This window comes from Undibacterium sp. TJN19 (assembly GCF_049339485.1).
Taxonomy (GTDB): domain Bacteria; phylum Pseudomonadota; class Gammaproteobacteria; order Burkholderiales; family Burkholderiaceae_D; genus Undibacterium.
Genome location: NZ_JBMPPL010000001.1, coordinates 1260646 through 1276719, shown reverse-complemented (window position 1 = coordinate 1276719; position 16074 = coordinate 1260646). Strand labels below are relative to the sequence as shown.

Genomic DNA, 16074 nt, shown 5'->3' with positions numbered 1-16074 from the left:
AAACAAACCGCAAATGATCTGGTTACAAATGCATGACCAGATCATTTGCGACGAGTATCAATTTCCAGCGACCAAATATTAAAAATATCACGGCAAACTATGCCGTGCATGCAGTGAAAGAAATATGTTGAAGGATCGTTACACCCACCTGATGGCAGGTATCAGGCAAACCACCAGGGGCCAGCATGCTTGATGAGACTGGTCACAAAACAAGAAGCTTGTCGCCCGATGCGCTGGACTTTGCGCCAGGCTTGCTGGCCATCCAGGAAAGCCCTCCGGCCCGCTTGCCGCGTGTCACCTTGTATCTGGTGACCGTGCTATTCCTGATTTTATTGGGCTGGTCGGTCTTCGGTAAGCTCGATATTGTCGCCAGCGCAGAAGGCCGTCTTGTGCCGCAATCCTATGTAAAGATCGTGCAACCAGCTGATGCCGGCATCGTGCAAGAGATATTGATACAGGAAGGCCAGCATGTACAAGCAGGCCAGGTCCTGATGCGCATGGATACCAAAGACGCCAAGGCAGATGAGAGCACTTTGCAAATGCAACTGGCTTTACGGTCCTTGCAACTCAGGAGGATAGATGCGGAATTAAGCAATAAGCCCATGACCAGACTGGCGAGCGACCCGGATGATCTGTTCCGCCAGGTGGCATCCCAGTATGCCGATCATCGCCATGCCTACACAGACGCACTGGAACAGGTGCGCGAAGCACAGGCAAGGGCCGGGCATGATGCCGCATCGGGCCGCGAGGTGTTGGCCAAACTGCGCGAAGTTACGCCTATATTGAAGCAGCAGGCAGATTCTTATGCCGAGATGGGCAAGGATGGCTACGTCCCTCAGTTACAGGTACGTGACAAGCAACGCGAGTTTTTAGAAAAGTCACGTGACCTGAAAGCACAGGAATCTACCCTCGCCAGCCTGGAAGCCGCTATGAACGGCGTCAGCAAGCAGGCAGCCGAATTAACATCCAAATACCATAGTGACTTGCAAAACGAAAGAATAGAAGCAGAAGGCCAATACCGCAAATTGCAGCAAGACATGGTCAAGCATGAACACAGAAGCAGTTTGCTCGAACTGAAGGCGCCGCAGTCAGGCATCGCCAAGGACCTGGCTACCCATACTACTGGCACTGTTGTCTCGCCCGGCACGGTCTTGTTGTCACTCGTGCCGGACAATGAACCGCTGGTCGCCGAAGTCATGGTCAGGAATGATGATGTTGGCTTCGTCTACCCACATCAGAAAGTCAAGATCAAGTTAGCTGCCTATCCCTTCCAGCAATATGGCATGCTGGATGGTGAAGTATTGACCATTGGGGCAGACGCCAGCGATATGCAGGCCCAGGGCGGCCAGAATGGGCAAAACAGGGATAAAGACAAAACCGGTAATGCCACGATCTACAAAGCCCTGGTTTCTTTACCAGTGCAGCAATTGAATGCCGAGAACAAGCAATACAAGCTCTTGCCAGGCATGCAGGTGGTGGCAGAAATCAATCAGGGCAAGCGTACGGTATTGGAATACATCCTGTCGCCTTTGCAGAAAACCGTCAGGGAAAGCGGGCGCGAGCGATGATGGGCCGGATAAAGAATACTGTTCAGCCTTCAACTCAATGCCTAAAGCAAGTGGAGTGGAAACTGATAAAGAGGGCGCTACTGACGGTAATAGCAACATCCTGTTTAACGTCAACACCCGTTTTGGCCAGTGATTTGATGGATGCTTACCGGTCTGCACAAAGCAGCGATCCGACCTTGCAATCGGCACGCTATGCACTGGAAAGCGCACAACAAAAGGTACCGCAGGCACGTGCAGGCTTGTTGCCCGTGATTGCCATGACCGGTAATGAAGGAGTCACCAGTGCCGAAACAACTTTCTCTGATGTGTTGCCAGTAGACCGCAATATGAAAGCCTGGGGTTGGAATCTGCAATTGACCCAGCCACTGCTGCGCATGGGTAATGTATATGCTTACCGTGAATCAGGCCATTTGCTTACGCAAGCTGAAGCGCAATTTGACCAGGCACAGCAAGAGTTATTGCTGCGCGTTGCCCAGGCCTACTTTGGTGTGATCGTTGCCCAAGACGCGATTGCGGCAGCAGAGGCGCAAGTGGCGGCTCTGATTGAGCAACTGGCACAGGTCAACCGCGGTTTTAGTTTAGGTACCCATGCGGTCACTGATGTTGACGATACCAAGTCACGATTAGGCAGTGCACGTGCCCAACTGGTCGCTGCAAAAAACAATCTGGAAAGCGCCCAGGCCGACCTGGAAAAGGTGACCGGCAAGGTCATGGACAATATGGCAGGTTTGCAGCAAGGCCTGACGCCATCACCACCGAGTCCTCTGGATAGCCGCGCATGGATGGACGAAGCACGCAACAATCATCCGCTGGTACGGGCACAACGGGCTGCGCTGGAAACTGCGAAAGAAACCATCAAGAAAAATCGGTCTGAACATCTACCCAGCGTTGATCTGGTTGCCAATTATGGCAATAACTATACGTCGCGCAGCCTCAGTACGCCAAGCGACTACAGCACCCGCGTCAACCAGCGCCAGATCGGTGTGCAAGTCACTGTGCCGCTGTATGCTGGTGGCGCGGTCAATGCAAAGGTGGCAGAAGCCATTGCCAATATGAAGAAGGCGGAAGCGGATCTGGAAGCGGCCAGCCGTCAGGCAGCAACCGATGCCAGGCAAGCATTCGCCGGCGTGACGAACGGCCTGGCATTGATTGATTCACTGAATGTGGCAGTCGAATCAGGGCTGAGTGCCGTAAAAGGCAATCAGGCAGGTTACAGGCTGGGCATACGTGTCAATATCGATGTGCTCAATGCGCAGCAGCAATTGTTTTCGGCGCAAAAAGAATTGTCGAAGGCGCGCTATGATACTTTGTTGCAAGGGTTGAAGCTCAAGGCTGCGACGGGGGCGTTGGGGGAGGGAGACTTGAGGGCGGTGAATGGGATGTTGCGGTGAGGCTTTGGAATTATGTGGTGAAGCTCACGGTATGTAAGAAAAATACCAAATTATTTCAGCCAGAACTCAACATACAGCTTACAAACAAGCCGCAAAAAACTTCAATTGGTTCAATTCACATTCAGAATACAACTGGGAAATGTTGATTTGCGCTGAAAATTGACCCACTGGAAGTGCGGACGATAATTTGCATCTATTGTGACCCACGTTTAGCACACAATCCTACTTATCTTGATGAGTAGGAGACAGGAGTGATTGCCGTGGCATTACTAGGTATTATTCGACGCTGGCACGTTCGTGACCAGGTTCCATTACGGGAGATCGCCAGGCGACTGGACATCTCTCGCAACACTGTCCGGCGCTATCCGCGCGACGCTATCTGCGCTCTGAAGTCACAGAGCCAGCCTATGCGGTGCGACAAACAACCAGTGCCATTGATAAATATGCATTGCAGCTCTCAAGCTGGTTTAATAAAAACTCGCACCTCTATCAAATCGGGTAACCTCGCCTTTGACAAGGCCTTGCTGTCAGATCAAATCGAAACTACTACACTTCATATGAGTGCATGAACTACCTTCAAGTAGTCCAAGTTATTGTCTGCACCTTCAGTGGGGCGATTTTCAGTGCAAATCAACATCATAGAATTACGCTATTTTCGGTGCGTCCAGGGTATAAGAGGTTCATTGACTATAATTACATGCACACTTTTATTTACAGGCTCTCAAATAATTACGTTTGTCTTGCCGAATTCTTCGTTATTTATTCTTCTATTAGAAATTATTAGGTAGCCAATAAACATAATCACCAATACAAGTTTTATATAATTTGAATACATTTCTCCCAAAAGAGCATTTCCAATAAATCCAACAAAATGCGTATCCCCAAGAAATCCTCCAAATATTAACATCAAGAAAAAATCATATGAAAAATGCATTGTCATTACGACTAAGAGGGATTGAGTTCTCTTGTATAAAACTACAAACAAAAGCGATGTAATAGATAACAATATAAATTTTGTAAGGGACATCCCATGCTCTGTCATATGAAGTATGACAAAGAAAAAAAGCTGAACAGCAAAGGAAATTACAATGCCAAAAACTTGCGATAATCTTTCAAATAGAAGAAATCTACAAACTACTTCCTCTTCAATCGCGGCTGACAAAGAGAGTAAAACCAATGAAATAACATTTGCAGTGGAAGGTATAAACAAGGATAGATTCGCACCGTAATATAAATTTAAAGCGGCACTAGGTAAAAATAAACATAGTGGAAAGCCAACTGCTACTTTCATGCCAAAGCGAAATCCGTTTTTTTTTCGACGAAGCAATTCTTCAGGAAGCTTTTTAGGAAATAAAAAAAAGATGACTAAAAATGCCAAACAAGCGTGCAAAAAAGCGCGTAATGTCTCTTCAAAAAAACCATTTTTAGATATTAAAAATATAACGCCATTCGTAATTTTATAGTTCACAAAACCACAAAAATATATTGCCAATAATATTTTGGTGAAAATACGTATTCTATTTTTATGCTTTTCAAACTTTAGCTGAAGAAAAAAGTTGCTTTGTTTTTCTTCTGACTCGGTATTTACCATCAAGCCTGTCCTAAATTAATTTCTCAAAAATATTGACACTAACAAATCCCTGCTGAAATACCAGATAAGCTAGGATTAAAGCAAATCAATTTCAAAATATTCAATTTTCCAAGATGGTTCTAAAAAGCTTTAAATCCACAACAAGCCAATAAGAGTTTGTTGTGGAAATAACTATAATCAGCATGAAATTATAGCAATAATGTGATAATTAATAATGTGTGATTTATTGCAAAGCAAAATAAATACAATAAACCCACTGGCCAGCTTTGCATCGAGCCCAAATCTCCCCTTCTGGATTACTGCCTCCCCATTCACCCCAGCTATTTTGGCCTGGAATACGCGTTTCAGCCGCATCACCACCAGAAACGCTTAAAATTTCCTGCACACTAAGTACTTGCATAGTTAACCTCCATAAACAAAGAATAATACGAAACATATCTTTTTGATAAAAGACGATTAATAATAACACCACAAATTAAACCTGATCACATATATATTTATCAATATTGCTGTTAACATTTTCCAAAAAAAATCTTCAACAATAATTAAAGTTAACAACGCTAGTCTCGATCACTTTCAAGCGTGAAAGTGATCGTGAGCTTTTTCAACGGTGGAAACGTCAGGCGTTTAGCCGTGATATAACTGACTTTGAGAAAGTCGACCCGGCTTTCTTTGTTACCCCGCGCTACTGGGTGAGCGAGGCAGAAGTCACGGAGCGACTGATCGAAAAAGGATTTACGCGTGGCTGGGTGATGGGTTGGCGGGACGTCGCGTTGCGTTCAGTTGGACGCGTCAAATCCACCAAACCCAGGGCTAAACGGCTTTTATCAGTTGATCCTTTTACCCAATCCGTTGATTGCAAAGAAGAACGCGTGGACTGTCTACCTCTCCCTCATATGTTCAGAAAAATCAAGATTGGCGCCAATGATTGCAAAGAGAGGACGCGTGGCTAAGGCGTGATGCGTCTGCTAACTTGGTTGTTGCATCATAGCTAGTTGTATAAGTCGCAAAGTCTCTAAATTCAGATGGAATTGGGTGAGAAAGCAAATGAAACTAGATCAAGAAAGCTTCGGATCATTTGTACAGCCTGTCCTCTTCCAAGCTGCAGAATACGTCCGCATGTCTACAGAGCACCAACAGTACTCAACAGACAATCAACGCGAAAAAATTCGCGAGTACGCCGCCCACCGCAATATCAACATCGTCAAAACCTATGCTGATGAAGGTAAAAGTGGTCTGCACATCGATGGCAGACTCGCGCTGCAGCAGCTGATACACGATGTAGAAAGTGGCAATGCCGCCTTTACCATCATCCTTGTCTATGATGTCAGCCGCTGGGGAAGATTCCAGGACGCGGACGAGAGTGCCTATTATGAATACATCTGCCGCCGCGCCGGGATACAGGTCGCCTACTGCGCAGAACAATTCGAGAATGATGGCTCTCCTGTTTCTACTATAGTCAAAGGCGTGAAGCGGGCAATGGCAGGCGAATACAGTCGCGAACTTTCTGCCAAGGTATTTGCAGGGCAATGCAGACTAATAGAACTGGGTTACAGACAAGGTGGGCCCGCAGGATATGGACTGCGGCGGCTTCTGATCGACCAACATGGAACCACAAAAGGAGAACTCAAACGCGGAGAACATAAAAGCCTGCAGACAGATCGTGTCATCTTAATGCCAGGCCCTGAGGACGAGATCCGTGTCGTCAATCAGATCTATCGCTGGTTTATTGATGAAGGAGTCAATGAAGTAGAAATCGCCAGCCGCCTCGATGCCATGCAAACCTATTCTGAAATCAACCGGCCCTGGACCAGAGCTACCATCCATGAGGTACTGACCAATGAAAAATACATAGGCAATAATGTATTCAACCGGATTTCCTATAAACTCAAAAAAACACGTGTCGTTAACACACCTGATATGTGGATCAGAAAGGAACAAGCCTTTGCCCCTATCGTTCCTACAGAAATCTTCTATACCGCTCAAGGCATCATGCGCGCAAGGGCACGTCGCTATTCCGATGAAGAATTGATAGAACGGCTGCGTTCACTCTATAAAACGCGCGGCATGCTATCAGGTGTCATTATCGATGAAATGGAAGGCATGCCAGCATCATCTGTATATATGTATCGTTTTGGAAGTTTGCTGCGCGCATACCAGATGGTCGGCTTTACACCAGACCGCGATTACCAGTATCTGGAAATCAATCGTTTTATCCGCAGCATGCATCCGCAAATTGTCATGGAAACGGAGGCAAAGATATTGCAACTCGGTGGCCTGGTATTAAGAGATCCAGCCACTGACTTGATCATGGTCAACCACGAATTTACAGTGTCCATTGTCTTGGCTCGCTGCCATCACCTGGATTCTGGCCGGAACCGCTGGAAGGTCAGGTTTGATGCCTCACTATTACCGGATGTCACCGTGGCCGTTCGTTTAGACAGTAGCAATCAAGTGTCCCTGGATTATTTTCTGCTGCCGCGTATTGATTTCAGTTCCCAGCAGTTGAGTCTCGCAGAACAAAATGCGATGGAATTTGAGACTTACCGCTTTGACACCCTTGATTATCTCTACGGCATGGCAGAGCGAACCCGGTTACGGAGGTATGCATGACTAAAAGCCTGCCTGTAGGTGATCTGAGGATGATTCCCATCAATAAAATCGATATCCTCAATACAAGAGAGCGCAATACCAAGATATTTGAAGACATTATTCAGAATATCCGCGCATTGGGTTTAAAGAAACCCATCACCGTGACACCCCGCGCAGGCAAGGACGGCGATGAGCGCTTTCTGCTGGTCTGCGGCGAGGGGCGTATGAAAGCCTTCATTTCCCTGGGCGAAGCCAATATCCCGGCATTGGTCGTCTCTGTCAGTGATGAAGATGCTTTCATCATGAGCCTGGCTGAAAATATCGCCAGGCGGCAGTACCGCCCACTGGAATTACTCTCTAATATAGAAGCACTGCGCACTCAAGGTTACGACAAGAAAGCCATCGCTGCCAAAACAGGGCTGACGCCTGAGTGGGTCCACGGCATTCTTTTGCTATTAGAGCGCGGGGAGGAGCGATTATTGGTAGCAGTTGAACGAGGCAAGATACCACTCACGGCGGCGCTCGCCATAGTTGGTGGCGAAGATGATGACAAAGCGGTGCAAAAAGCGTTACAAGATGCCTACGAATCCGGCAAGCTCAGAGGCAAGCAGCTATTCGAAGCCAAGAAAGTAATCGAGTGTCGCCATGCGCTGGGAAGAACACTGGAGCGTGGCATGTCTCGCAAGCGGAGTGATGTCACCACCTCCAGCCTGGTGCGCACCTACCAAAAAGAGGTAGAGCGCCAGCGCATGATGGTCAAGAAAGCTGAAATGACGCAGCACAGGCTCATGTTTGTGGTCGGCGCATTACGCCAACTGCTCTCAAATGAAAATTTCACGAACCTGCTGCGGGCCGAAGGACTGGACACCTTGCCTACCTATCTGGCTGAGCGTGTCTGGAGCGCGGGGAGTTGAACATGTCGGACGGTGTCGCATTAGGATTTTCTATGGAGCCATTGTCACTGGGGTTGATGAACATTCTGCCTTCACGCAATATCCCAAAAGAACCGAACGGTTCCAGAAAATTTAAGCAAATCCTATCTTCCATCAAAGAGATCGGCTTGATTGAGCCCTTGTCTGTCACGTCTGTCATCAAAAAAACTGAACACCACATGCTGTTGGATGGGCATGTCCGATTGGTCGCACTGCGCGATCTCGGTTACGAGGTAGCACCATGCCTGGTGGCCAACGACGATGAAGGCTACACCTACAACAGCAGGATCAATCGCCTGTCCACCATACAAGAGCATTTCATGATTAGACGTGCAATTGAGCGTGGCGTCTCTACAAAGCGGCTAGCAGAAGTTCTCAATGTAGATATCAGTCAAATTATCAAGAAAATGAGCCTCTTGAAAGGAATCTGCCCAGAGGCTGCGGAACTCCTGAAGGACAGGCAGTTTTCTGCTGACATCTCCAGGATACTGCGCAAGATGAAACCCACACGACAAATTGAATGCGTGGAGTTAATGATATCGGCGAACGTTGTGACAACCTCTTATGCAGAAGCAATGCTGGTTGCCACACCAGTTGATCTCTTGGTCGATGGCAAGAAACCTCAAAAACTCACAGGCGTGACCAAAGAACAGGTCGCAAAAATGGAGAGAGAAATGGGAAGCCTGCAGACGCAGTACAAACTGGTTGAACAGTCTTATGGCCGCGACGTATTGAATCTTGTTTTGGCGAGGGGCTATTTGGTCAAGATGCTTGAAAATAAGTCGGTGGCACGCTGCTTGTCGCAACAGTATCCTGACGTGCTCTCTGAGTTTGAATCGATTGTGAAAAGTGTGACGTTAGAGCAGTAGATGATCTCACTCAGACTTTGCAGGACAGCGTACATTGAAATTGCTTGCTGACTTGCCTCACTGCCGGGCCATCGTGTGCAAACTTGACAAATTCAGTGGTAATGAATAAAGTTATCGAATAGAGCCACTCACGTTGGCTTGCGCGCCCACAACGCAAAGCTGCATCAGCAACGTTCTTAAAATTAAATTCCGAAAAATTACCGATTGAGGTACATGTGTGTGGGCGCAAAGTACCTCAGGTAAATTTTGATGGAGTTTAATCATGCCTACAATTTTTTCCCTCGAACAAATTAAATTTTTTAAACGTCAGGCCAGAAAAGCGTGTAAAGAAAAAAAAATTAAAAATGCTCGCGCTCTTGATGACATAGCTGAGCAGCAGGGATTCAAGAACTGGTCGTTGCTCATGCAGAATGCAGAAAAACCTGCGACCGCCATGGTCAGCTTTTCTCATCTACTTAAAATAGTGACGAGTTTTATTGAAAACTTTGACGACGATGAAATTTTTCGATTGATCCGACACAGTGGATCAATTTGGATTCATATAAAAGATGCACAAACTAACAAGGTTGATAAAAATAGTTTGATAGTACTGGGCAATAGCTTTAATGGAGCGGTTACGCAGTATGCATCCCAAATTAACGCAACCATTCTGTATGACGCCTCAGGGTTGTCGGATTTATTTGTGTTTGAGGATGACTATGATGAAGACGATGATGATGGGATGATCGAAGTCGGGTACGGTGTAATGCGATACACCCCTCAGGTTGGGCGAAAAATTCTCTTTGATTCGATTTTAAATGCGCTTGGTGGTGAATACGATGGACTGTGCACAAGGCTTGATGATCTTGCGAATCAAGAATTCTTGGATTGGCAAAATCAGTAACAAGAATGGAGATTTGTAGATTTTCTTGGTAGGTCATATGGTTTAATTATGATCTTCTGGAGACGTTAGAGTAGTAATGGCCCGCTAGTGTGTGCCATTTGCATTTTTGGCTTCAAATTTTAGGAAAACATGATTGAGGCAGAATACGAATGAAAATTCTGCCTCTTAATTAATTTAGCTGTAGCTGACTTTTCTTTGCCAATCCTTGTTGATTTGCACTGAAAATTGACCCACAGGGCGGCGGCGTAAAACTTGGACTGGTTTATGCCGTAATCCGCGGCTGTCTCGGTATTCGAGGGGACAGGAGTGATCGACGTGGCATTACTAGGTATTATTCGGCGCTGGCACATTTGTAACCAGATTCCATTACGGGAGATCGCCAGACGACTTGGCATCTATCGCAACACTGCCCGGCGCTATCTGCGCTCTGAAGTCACAGAGCCAGCGTATGCGGAGCGACAAACAACCAGTGCCATTGATAAATATGCATTGCAGCTTTCAAGCTGGCTTAAAACCGAAGCGGGTAAAAATCGTAAGCAGCGACGAAGCTTAAAGCAGTTTCATCTCGATCTGAAAGAACTGGGATTTGAAGGGTCGTATGACCGGGTGGCCGCCTTCGCCAGGAAGTGGAAGGTGGATCAAACTGACAAGGTCAATTCAGCAAGAAAACGCACATTTAGCTACAGAGGATCTCATCGCATTCTGCTCGTGGTAACGCAGTTAATATCTTTTTCCAATAACAATTTTTATACTATCCATTGAAAATTGCATGGCTCATGCATAAATAAAGTGTACGTCAATTAGAAACGGATTTATGCCACCAACAATTGCTGACCATTTGATGGCAGACCCTCGCTTTAAAGATTTAGAGCAAAAAATTATTGCAAAAATGTTACAGTCTCAAGATTTGAATGAGGCGTTTGAACATTACAAAGAATTTGGAATGCTTTTACCTAACTGGAAATTTATCTTCCCAGTAAATAATGCAGATAAGCCTGGAATTCTTGCAAATGCTACTTTTTCTCACGGGGCTGCAGTAAGAAGCTTGTTTGCAGCTACTCATGTACACGTTTGGGATCAAGATACATTTCTGGAGACAATGAAAACCGGAAGCGCTCGGCTGCCACTTGACTATTCAATTGGCTTAGACGCGCAAGCGCTAAGCTACTTGGCACCTTTCCTAAAAGACGAATCTCTAAGTAGAATTCCCCCAGATTTTATTGAGGTATTCAATTTTATCGCTCAGGATAATGTGAACGTTGATCCTATCCCATACTGTCTCGAAAATATCCCACGAATGACAGACCGAGCGCATATTGATGAAGTATTCGAAAGCCTTTTAGCCTATCATCGCCTGCGAACAATTGATGCGACACATTTGAACAACACCGGAAAAATTCGCTCCAAACTGAGTGACAATGAAATTGTAGCTGCGGCGCAAGTGCAGGTGGCAAGTATGATTGATGAGTGTGGAAATCCAAGATTTCTCTCACCACTCCTGTTCAGACATAGTGTTATTTACGCACTACTTCTGAAGATCACATCAATTCAAATTAATTCCCCTAAACAAGGTTTGAAACGTAAGCTGACCACCCTTCTTCAATTCATGGATGAGGATTTAGGCGTGGTCTATCAACGAGAATTGTTAATTGCTAACCGCTACTTCCATCAGGGGCAAAAATTTCCATTCTTTAATACAATACAGGGTAATAGAAATGGGAAAAAAATGCTGAAAGATTTGCGCTCTATGGCATGGGATATGTTGCACGTCCGAAACTTAGAGGGAGCCATGACTAGTAAGACTCATAAAGATGTGCGCTATTTTCTTCCGGCCATTTTGACGTTTGATAAACGCTACATTGATGTGCTGGAGGCATATCCACTAAAGGGATTTGCATACAATGAACTTTCAGGGCGCATTTATCAGCATTATCCATCAGATACTTTCGGTGAAAACACCTCGAACTTTGAAGATGAACTATATTCTAGATTCTTTAATGGGAACGCGATTGAGGCAAGGAGGGCTAGAGCAGAGGGAACAAGCGATAAGAAGAGGATTGATAATATTGCTGGATTAATTGAAAATTTAGAAAAAGAATTCTTAGTTGTTACCAATGCAATTTAGTCGCTATTTATGACTCTGCGTCTGGCGCGCGATGTATCCACCAGTTCGCAAATTCCATTAAATCGGAATGTGACGAAGAGATATTGTTTAGCTCATCTCCAATATTTGGACTCCCGTTAGGTTCTCTGATTATGAGTGCCATGTGTATATTGGCTGGCACGCCACGAAAGTAAGGCAGGTAGTCATCAACAAATGCAACAGGCTTCAATGTGCTGAGCGCCTTAGCTTTCGGGCTGGTGTCTGCATCACTGTGTTCAGTCGCGACCACGTCATCAATTGGAAATCCATGGTCACGAATATTCTGTAGCCTGGAGAGCCGGTATGTCTGCTTCAGTGCGCTTACACACACCAAGTTATAACCGGCGTTCTTGAGCAGATGGCAAGCTTCTAGCGCACCCGGCAACGCTGGAATGGTGGACCAGAATTCCATATTAAAACACTGGCGAAACCGCTCCAGTTCATCCCCAGTCACTCGTTGAACACTCCATCGATCTATGGGCCAGTAGGCTAGCGGGTCTTTGACTGCTGGCAGGACTCCAAACGCTTTTTTCCATGCCAATGCATAGGAAGCATGATAGTCAAGAAGCACACCATCTGCATCCAGCGCAATAATTCCTTTGGTCTTTTTGGCGTTGTCCATTGTAGAGATGAATTGTTCGTGCAGACTAGATCGTCAGCGCAGGACTGCTTAATGCTGTTCCATGATTTTATCACCGAACAGCAGCAGGGCTTCTTGCAGTGACGACAGCAGATGATGCGTATGCTCCTGTCCTAGTTGTGAGACAGAGAATTGAATAAGTAGCTCACCCAGGCCAATGGCAACGGCTTGGGCTGGGATACCTGGATTGTTTGAAGCAAATTGAGTGACTGTTTCTAAGCACTTCGTACGAACCATAATGGCGCCATGCTGTAATTCTTGAACCGAATTCATAATTTCTGTAGGCCTTATCCTGGTCTTGAAAAAACCATGGGATATAGTGATAAATATTGTTTTTGTCAGAGAGCATGCTGGGCGCACGCCACATCAGTTAGCCGTTGACGATGGCATTCAGTTTTGCGCACCATTCTTTGGCTGCTCTCTCGCTCATGTAAAATTTGATGACAGGGTTGCTTTCATCGGCGACTTCCAATATCAGTGCAAACTCACCAGCACGCTGAACACGCTCAAATGACGGCATGTGCATATTTGTCGTACCAACTTGTCGGCCTGGGCCTGATAGCTCCATACTTTCCTTGATCTTCCATTCGTAGCGCCAAGCTAACAAATGCGACAGTTCATATATCTTGAAATCGCCGGTGCTGCTATTGCAAAAAGCCAGTTTCCGGTTTTGTTTGTCAAAAATCAGGAATACTGGACTGGGATAACCCAATAGATTTCCCGCGTTGAAATTCAGGTCGGACTGCTGGTTGACGCTCTCCACCAGGTCTTTGGCTTTTTTGTACATGCGTGCCAGCAGTCGGATGGACAAAAAGCAGATGACCAACGCCAGCACGAAGAAAGTGAAAACGCTGCTTGTCCTGTTGTCTCGGGAAAGCAGCATACCAAGTAGAGCACCGATAGCCCCTATCCCGGATAGGCCTGCGGCAGGAACCGCAAATGTTGCGAGCAATGCCAAGCCAAGGCTTTTTGCTGATCCCATGATGTTGTGTCCAAATTCAATTGGTTTTATGAAGTAGCAAATCTATTTTTGGGCTCAAAAATCAAATAGTAGACGTATAAAGTAGATTTTATTAAATTATAGACGTAATAAGAAGTTTTAAGAAGCCCCCAATGTTGATTTACTGAAGGTAGTCAACTTTGGAGGTTCACATGGAGGATGTTCGGCATTTGGTCGGTCAGCGAGTGCAAATTCTGCGCAAACGCAAACAACTATCGCAGGAAGAATTGGCTAGCCGAATTGGTATTGACACAAAGTCGATGAGCAGACTGGAGCGCGGCCAGCATTACCCATCCCTAGAAACGCTGGAACGTATTCGGTTTGAGTTGGATGTTGACTTGAAGGATTTCTTTGATTTTGATGGAAAACCATCTGCAGAAGAATTAAGAGATTTTTTGATGCGAACAGCTAGCAAAGCGGACTACCCAAATTTAGTAAAGATGGCAGAGGCCGTTAGGGCCGCACTTTTAGGTTAACAAATACCTGCTGAATAGAATCATTCTCTTCCGTCTGTTAACTTGTAATGGAATCTCCTCCAACTTTGCTGGATAATTTGCGTCGGTTGTGATTCACACCCACCGCATAATCCCACGTAGATTGATGCCGTGGCATTACTGTATGCAATTAAACTCTCTCACATTCATGACCTGATTTCACTACGCGCAATAGCGAGAGGACTAAAAGCCGACTTCATAAGCAAGATTAATCCCGCTGTAACGCAGCGAAAATTGCTACGACAGAGGAGGTAGGGACATCTTGATTATGAATGTCACACTCCGAGTTAGAACATTTCGAATTTCTCCATGCTAAAAACTTGAATCCTCTATCCGGCACTGCAGTCAGTCTGATGACTCTACCGGACGGGACTGTAGTGAAGCAGTTGCTGGGACAATTTATACGTTGGAAGCCGGTATCTTGCCCGTCCAGATAAGTGCTTACCACGCTTCCCTGGCCTTGGACTTCAATACTGAGATCGCGAAAATAATGCCACTGCGATACCTTGGCTCTCACAGAGTTGAAACCGTCGAAATTGTCCGCAGCATTGGCCAGTCCTGGCATTATGCCGCATGGTTGTCCTAGGCAACTCAGTGCATCAGGATTGGAGAAATATCCGAGCCGAGTATGGCTGGCATCAGGATATCCCATGATCGTGACAAAACGCTGACCCCGATGCCCAAAACTGTAGTTGAACGCACCGCGTTCGGAAGAGCTGGATTGGGTAACATAGTCATGCACGGATCCAAGATTGTGGCCAATCTCATGACTCAATGTGTATTGATCACAATTCGAGTCATTAACATTTACAACCGAGTAGCCAATCTGCGCGGCATTAGTGAGATCTAATGATGGAATATCTGGGCTGTCCCTGTGACCTCCAATCCAGGCAACTCCGCAATTCCCGCCGCGAAAGCTCGTAAAAAGAACGACGAGATCGGCGTTAGTTGATCTTTTAGCGTTTCGGATGAGGATAGACCATTTTTCAATCGGCCCTTCGCTGGGTGTAATGTTTTTCAGAGTGTCGAGGTTCGATGCGCCCATCGGAATGCCATCTATTGGGGTAACAGTTGGTGCCTCTAGAAAATCAAGTTCGATGTAGACACGACTGTCCTTCATTGCCTGCCTGGCTTTTTGCTGCAACAGGTTCAGATACGGTTTTAATTTGAACAAACCACCAGGGAAGCTATTTGCCAGTTCCCTCGTAATCAGTGTGAGAACCCTGATATGCACCACCTCTATTGGGCCCGGATCGGGGATTGTGACGATACTTAATGATGGTGAAGGCGGGATGCGAGACGGCCGCATTCCATCTGAGTGGTTGGGTTCGAAAATTAACGCTGGGAAACCGCTTACGTCTTGCAAGATGATATCTTTAGTGGAGCCACTGATCCGATAGGCCCCAGTTGGCAAATCGATTGAGCCAACGATCTCTTCTCCAGTTTGCACAATGACTGCTCTATAGACATGGCCTTCCTTCACGAGGTGCGCGGTCCAAGATCGATATTGGTTGACTGTTTCAATGTCGTCGATCTGGAAGGTCAAGTGCTCATCTTGCTTTAGACTGAGGCCGATTTTTTCTCCGATTTTCATACTGAACAATCTTGGAATGTCCATCGTGACGCGAGAAACGCCAGCTTTGCTAATCTCTAAGCTGTCGCGCACGATCAAAAATACTCGACGATGCGAAATGCTATCTGAGGTCTGACACGCAGTAAGGAAAGTCATGACGAGCAGTAAAAAGGCGCGGCCAATATTCATTATATTTCCTTAAAAGCGCAGCCGTTCTTCGCCGCATTTTGATTTCCCAATACGAATAAGCAAATGATAGTTCTTTTTCTTTAAGGATAATTATAAATATAAGTAGAAAATTGAATAATTTTCTATTCGTTGCAAAAATGAACTATTGCTGAACACTGAAGAAAGCTTATGCGCCAGAGGCACTCAGATGGCGCATGGCGTGGTGATTA

At 46.0% G+C, this 16074-nt stretch carries 15 protein-coding genes; 9 read left to right on the top strand and 6 right to left on the bottom strand.

Annotated elements, in window-relative coordinates; translation table 11 throughout:
* The first annotated feature begins 185 nt into the window (after positions 1–185).
* Both ACO0LH_RS05850 and ACO0LH_RS05845 read left to right on the top strand, forming a co-directional pair.
* Positions 186–1568, top strand: a complete 1383-nt coding sequence (locus tag ACO0LH_RS05850) for an HlyD family type I secretion periplasmic adaptor subunit (RefSeq protein WP_422940102.1) — start codon at positions 186–188, stop codon at positions 1566–1568.
* Between the two features lie 137 nt (positions 1569–1705).
* Complete coding sequence (locus ACO0LH_RS05845; RefSeq protein WP_422940101.1) at positions 1706–2959, top strand: TolC family outer membrane protein; 1254 nt, start codon at positions 1706–1708, stop codon at positions 2957–2959.
* Between the two features lie 721 nt (positions 2960–3680).
* Here the strand turns inward: ACO0LH_RS05845 and ACO0LH_RS05840 are convergent.
* Entirely contained in the window at positions 3681–4550 is an 870-nt protein-coding gene (locus tag ACO0LH_RS05840; protein ID WP_422940100.1) for a lysostaphin resistance A-like protein, read from the bottom strand.
* A 223-nt stretch (positions 4551–4773) separates the two neighbouring features.
* Positions 4774–4950 carry a hypothetical protein gene (locus ACO0LH_RS05835; RefSeq protein ID WP_422940099.1) on the bottom strand — a complete coding sequence of 59 codons (177 nt, stop codon included), beginning with the start codon at positions 4948–4950 and terminating at the stop codon, positions 4774–4776.
* Between the two features lie 647 nt (positions 4951–5597).
* Between ACO0LH_RS05835 and ACO0LH_RS05830 the strand changes: the two genes are divergently transcribed.
* From ACO0LH_RS05830 to ACO0LH_RS05805, 6 genes are all read left to right on the top strand, one after another.
* Entirely contained in the window at positions 5598–7163 is a 1566-nt protein-coding gene (locus ACO0LH_RS05830; RefSeq protein WP_422940098.1) for a recombinase family protein, read from the top strand.
* Positions 7160–8056: a plasmid partitioning protein RepB C-terminal domain-containing protein gene (locus ACO0LH_RS05825; protein WP_422940097.1), complete on the top strand. Its 897-nt coding sequence runs from the start codon at positions 7160–7162 to the stop codon at positions 8054–8056. Before ACO0LH_RS05830 ends, ACO0LH_RS05825 begins: the two co-directional genes overlap by 4 nt.
* Positions 8057–8058: 2 nt before the next feature.
* Positions 8059–8943 carry a plasmid partitioning protein RepB C-terminal domain-containing protein gene (locus tag ACO0LH_RS05820; protein ID WP_422940096.1) on the top strand — a complete coding sequence of 295 codons (885 nt, stop codon included), beginning with the start codon at positions 8059–8061 and terminating at the stop codon, positions 8941–8943.
* Between the two features lie 262 nt (positions 8944–9205).
* Positions 9206–9826: a hypothetical protein gene (locus ACO0LH_RS05815; protein WP_422940095.1), complete on the top strand. Its 621-nt coding sequence runs from the start codon at positions 9206–9208 to the stop codon at positions 9824–9826.
* Positions 9827–10141: 315 nt separating this feature from the next.
* Complete coding sequence (locus ACO0LH_RS05810) at positions 10142–10588, top strand: hypothetical protein (protein WP_422940094.1); 447 nt, start codon at positions 10142–10144, stop codon at positions 10586–10588.
* 52 nt (positions 10589–10640) lie between these two features.
* The gene (locus tag ACO0LH_RS05805) at positions 10641–11951 is read left to right on the top strand and encodes a hypothetical protein (protein WP_422940093.1); all 1311 of its coding nucleotides are present in this window, start codon (positions 10641–10643) and stop codon (positions 11949–11951) included.
* Between the two features lie 7 nt (positions 11952–11958).
* Here the strand turns inward: ACO0LH_RS05805 and ACO0LH_RS05800 are convergent, their stop codons facing one another.
* The 3 genes from ACO0LH_RS05800 to ACO0LH_RS05790 all read right to left on the bottom strand — a co-directional run bounded on the left by ACO0LH_RS05800 (position 11959) and on the right by ACO0LH_RS05790 (position 13591).
* The gene (locus tag ACO0LH_RS05800; protein ID WP_422940092.1) at positions 11959–12591 is read right to left on the bottom strand and encodes an HAD family hydrolase; all 633 of its coding nucleotides are present in this window, start codon (positions 12589–12591) and stop codon (positions 11959–11961) included.
* A gap of 48 nt (positions 12592–12639) precedes the next feature.
* On the bottom strand, positions 12640–12882 hold the full coding sequence (locus ACO0LH_RS05795) for a hypothetical protein (protein ID WP_422940091.1): 243 nt from the start codon (positions 12880–12882) through the stop codon (positions 12640–12642).
* 97 nt (positions 12883–12979) lie between these two features.
* Positions 12980–13591: a hypothetical protein gene (locus ACO0LH_RS05790; RefSeq protein ID WP_422940090.1), complete on the bottom strand. Its 612-nt coding sequence runs from the start codon at positions 13589–13591 to the stop codon at positions 12980–12982.
* A gap of 170 nt (positions 13592–13761) precedes the next feature.
* Here ACO0LH_RS05790 and ACO0LH_RS05785 point away from each other — a divergent pair, with 170 nt between their 5' ends.
* Positions 13762–14085, top strand: coding sequence for a helix-turn-helix domain-containing protein (locus ACO0LH_RS05785; RefSeq protein ID WP_422940089.1), 324 nt, complete (start codon positions 13762–13764; stop codon positions 14083–14085).
* A gap of 226 nt (positions 14086–14311) precedes the next feature.
* Here ACO0LH_RS05785 and ACO0LH_RS05780 read toward each other — a convergent pair whose 3' ends face one another.
* Positions 14312–15865, bottom strand: coding sequence for a reprolysin-like metallopeptidase (locus tag ACO0LH_RS05780; protein ID WP_422940088.1), 1554 nt, complete (start codon positions 15863–15865; stop codon positions 14312–14314).
* Between the last annotated feature and the right edge of the window lie 209 nt (positions 15866–16074).

Coding starts and splice junctions, on each gene's coding strand:
- ACO0LH_RS05790 (WP_422940090.1), bottom strand. CDS start 13,591: ATGGGATCAGCAAAAAGCCTTGGCTTGGCATTGCTCGCAACATTTGCG.
- ACO0LH_RS05815 (WP_422940095.1), top strand. CDS start 9,206: ATGCCTACAATTTTTTCCCTCGAACAAATTAAATTTTTTAAACGTCAG.
- ACO0LH_RS05805 (WP_422940093.1), top strand. CDS start 10,641: ATGCCACCAACAATTGCTGACCATTTGATGGCAGACCCTCGCTTTAAA.
- ACO0LH_RS05800 (WP_422940092.1), bottom strand. CDS start 12,591: ATGGACAACGCCAAAAAGACCAAAGGAATTATTGCGCTGGATGCAGAT.
- ACO0LH_RS05780 (WP_422940088.1), bottom strand. CDS start 15,865: ATGAATATTGGCCGCGCCTTTTTACTGCTCGTCATGACTTTCCTTACT.
- ACO0LH_RS05825 (WP_422940097.1), top strand. CDS start 7,160: ATGACTAAAAGCCTGCCTGTAGGTGATCTGAGGATGATTCCCATCAAT.
- ACO0LH_RS05840 (WP_422940100.1), bottom strand. CDS start 4,550: ATGGTAAATACCGAGTCAGAAGAAAAACAAAGCAACTTTTTTCTTCAG.
- ACO0LH_RS05845 (WP_422940101.1), top strand. CDS start 1,706: ATGGATGCTTACCGGTCTGCACAAAGCAGCGATCCGACCTTGCAATCG.
- ACO0LH_RS05795 (WP_422940091.1), bottom strand. CDS start 12,882: ATGAATTCGGTTCAAGAATTACAGCATGGCGCCATTATGGTTCGTACG.
- ACO0LH_RS05850 (WP_422940102.1), top strand. CDS start 186: ATGCTTGATGAGACTGGTCACAAAACAAGAAGCTTGTCGCCCGATGCG.
- ACO0LH_RS05835 (WP_422940099.1), bottom strand. CDS start 4,950: ATGCAAGTACTTAGTGTGCAGGAAATTTTAAGCGTTTCTGGTGGTGAT.
- ACO0LH_RS05820 (WP_422940096.1), top strand. CDS start 8,059: ATGTCGGACGGTGTCGCATTAGGATTTTCTATGGAGCCATTGTCACTG.
- ACO0LH_RS05830 (WP_422940098.1), top strand. CDS start 5,598: ATGAAACTAGATCAAGAAAGCTTCGGATCATTTGTACAGCCTGTCCTC.
- ACO0LH_RS05785 (WP_422940089.1), top strand. CDS start 13,762: ATGGAGGATGTTCGGCATTTGGTCGGTCAGCGAGTGCAAATTCTGCGC.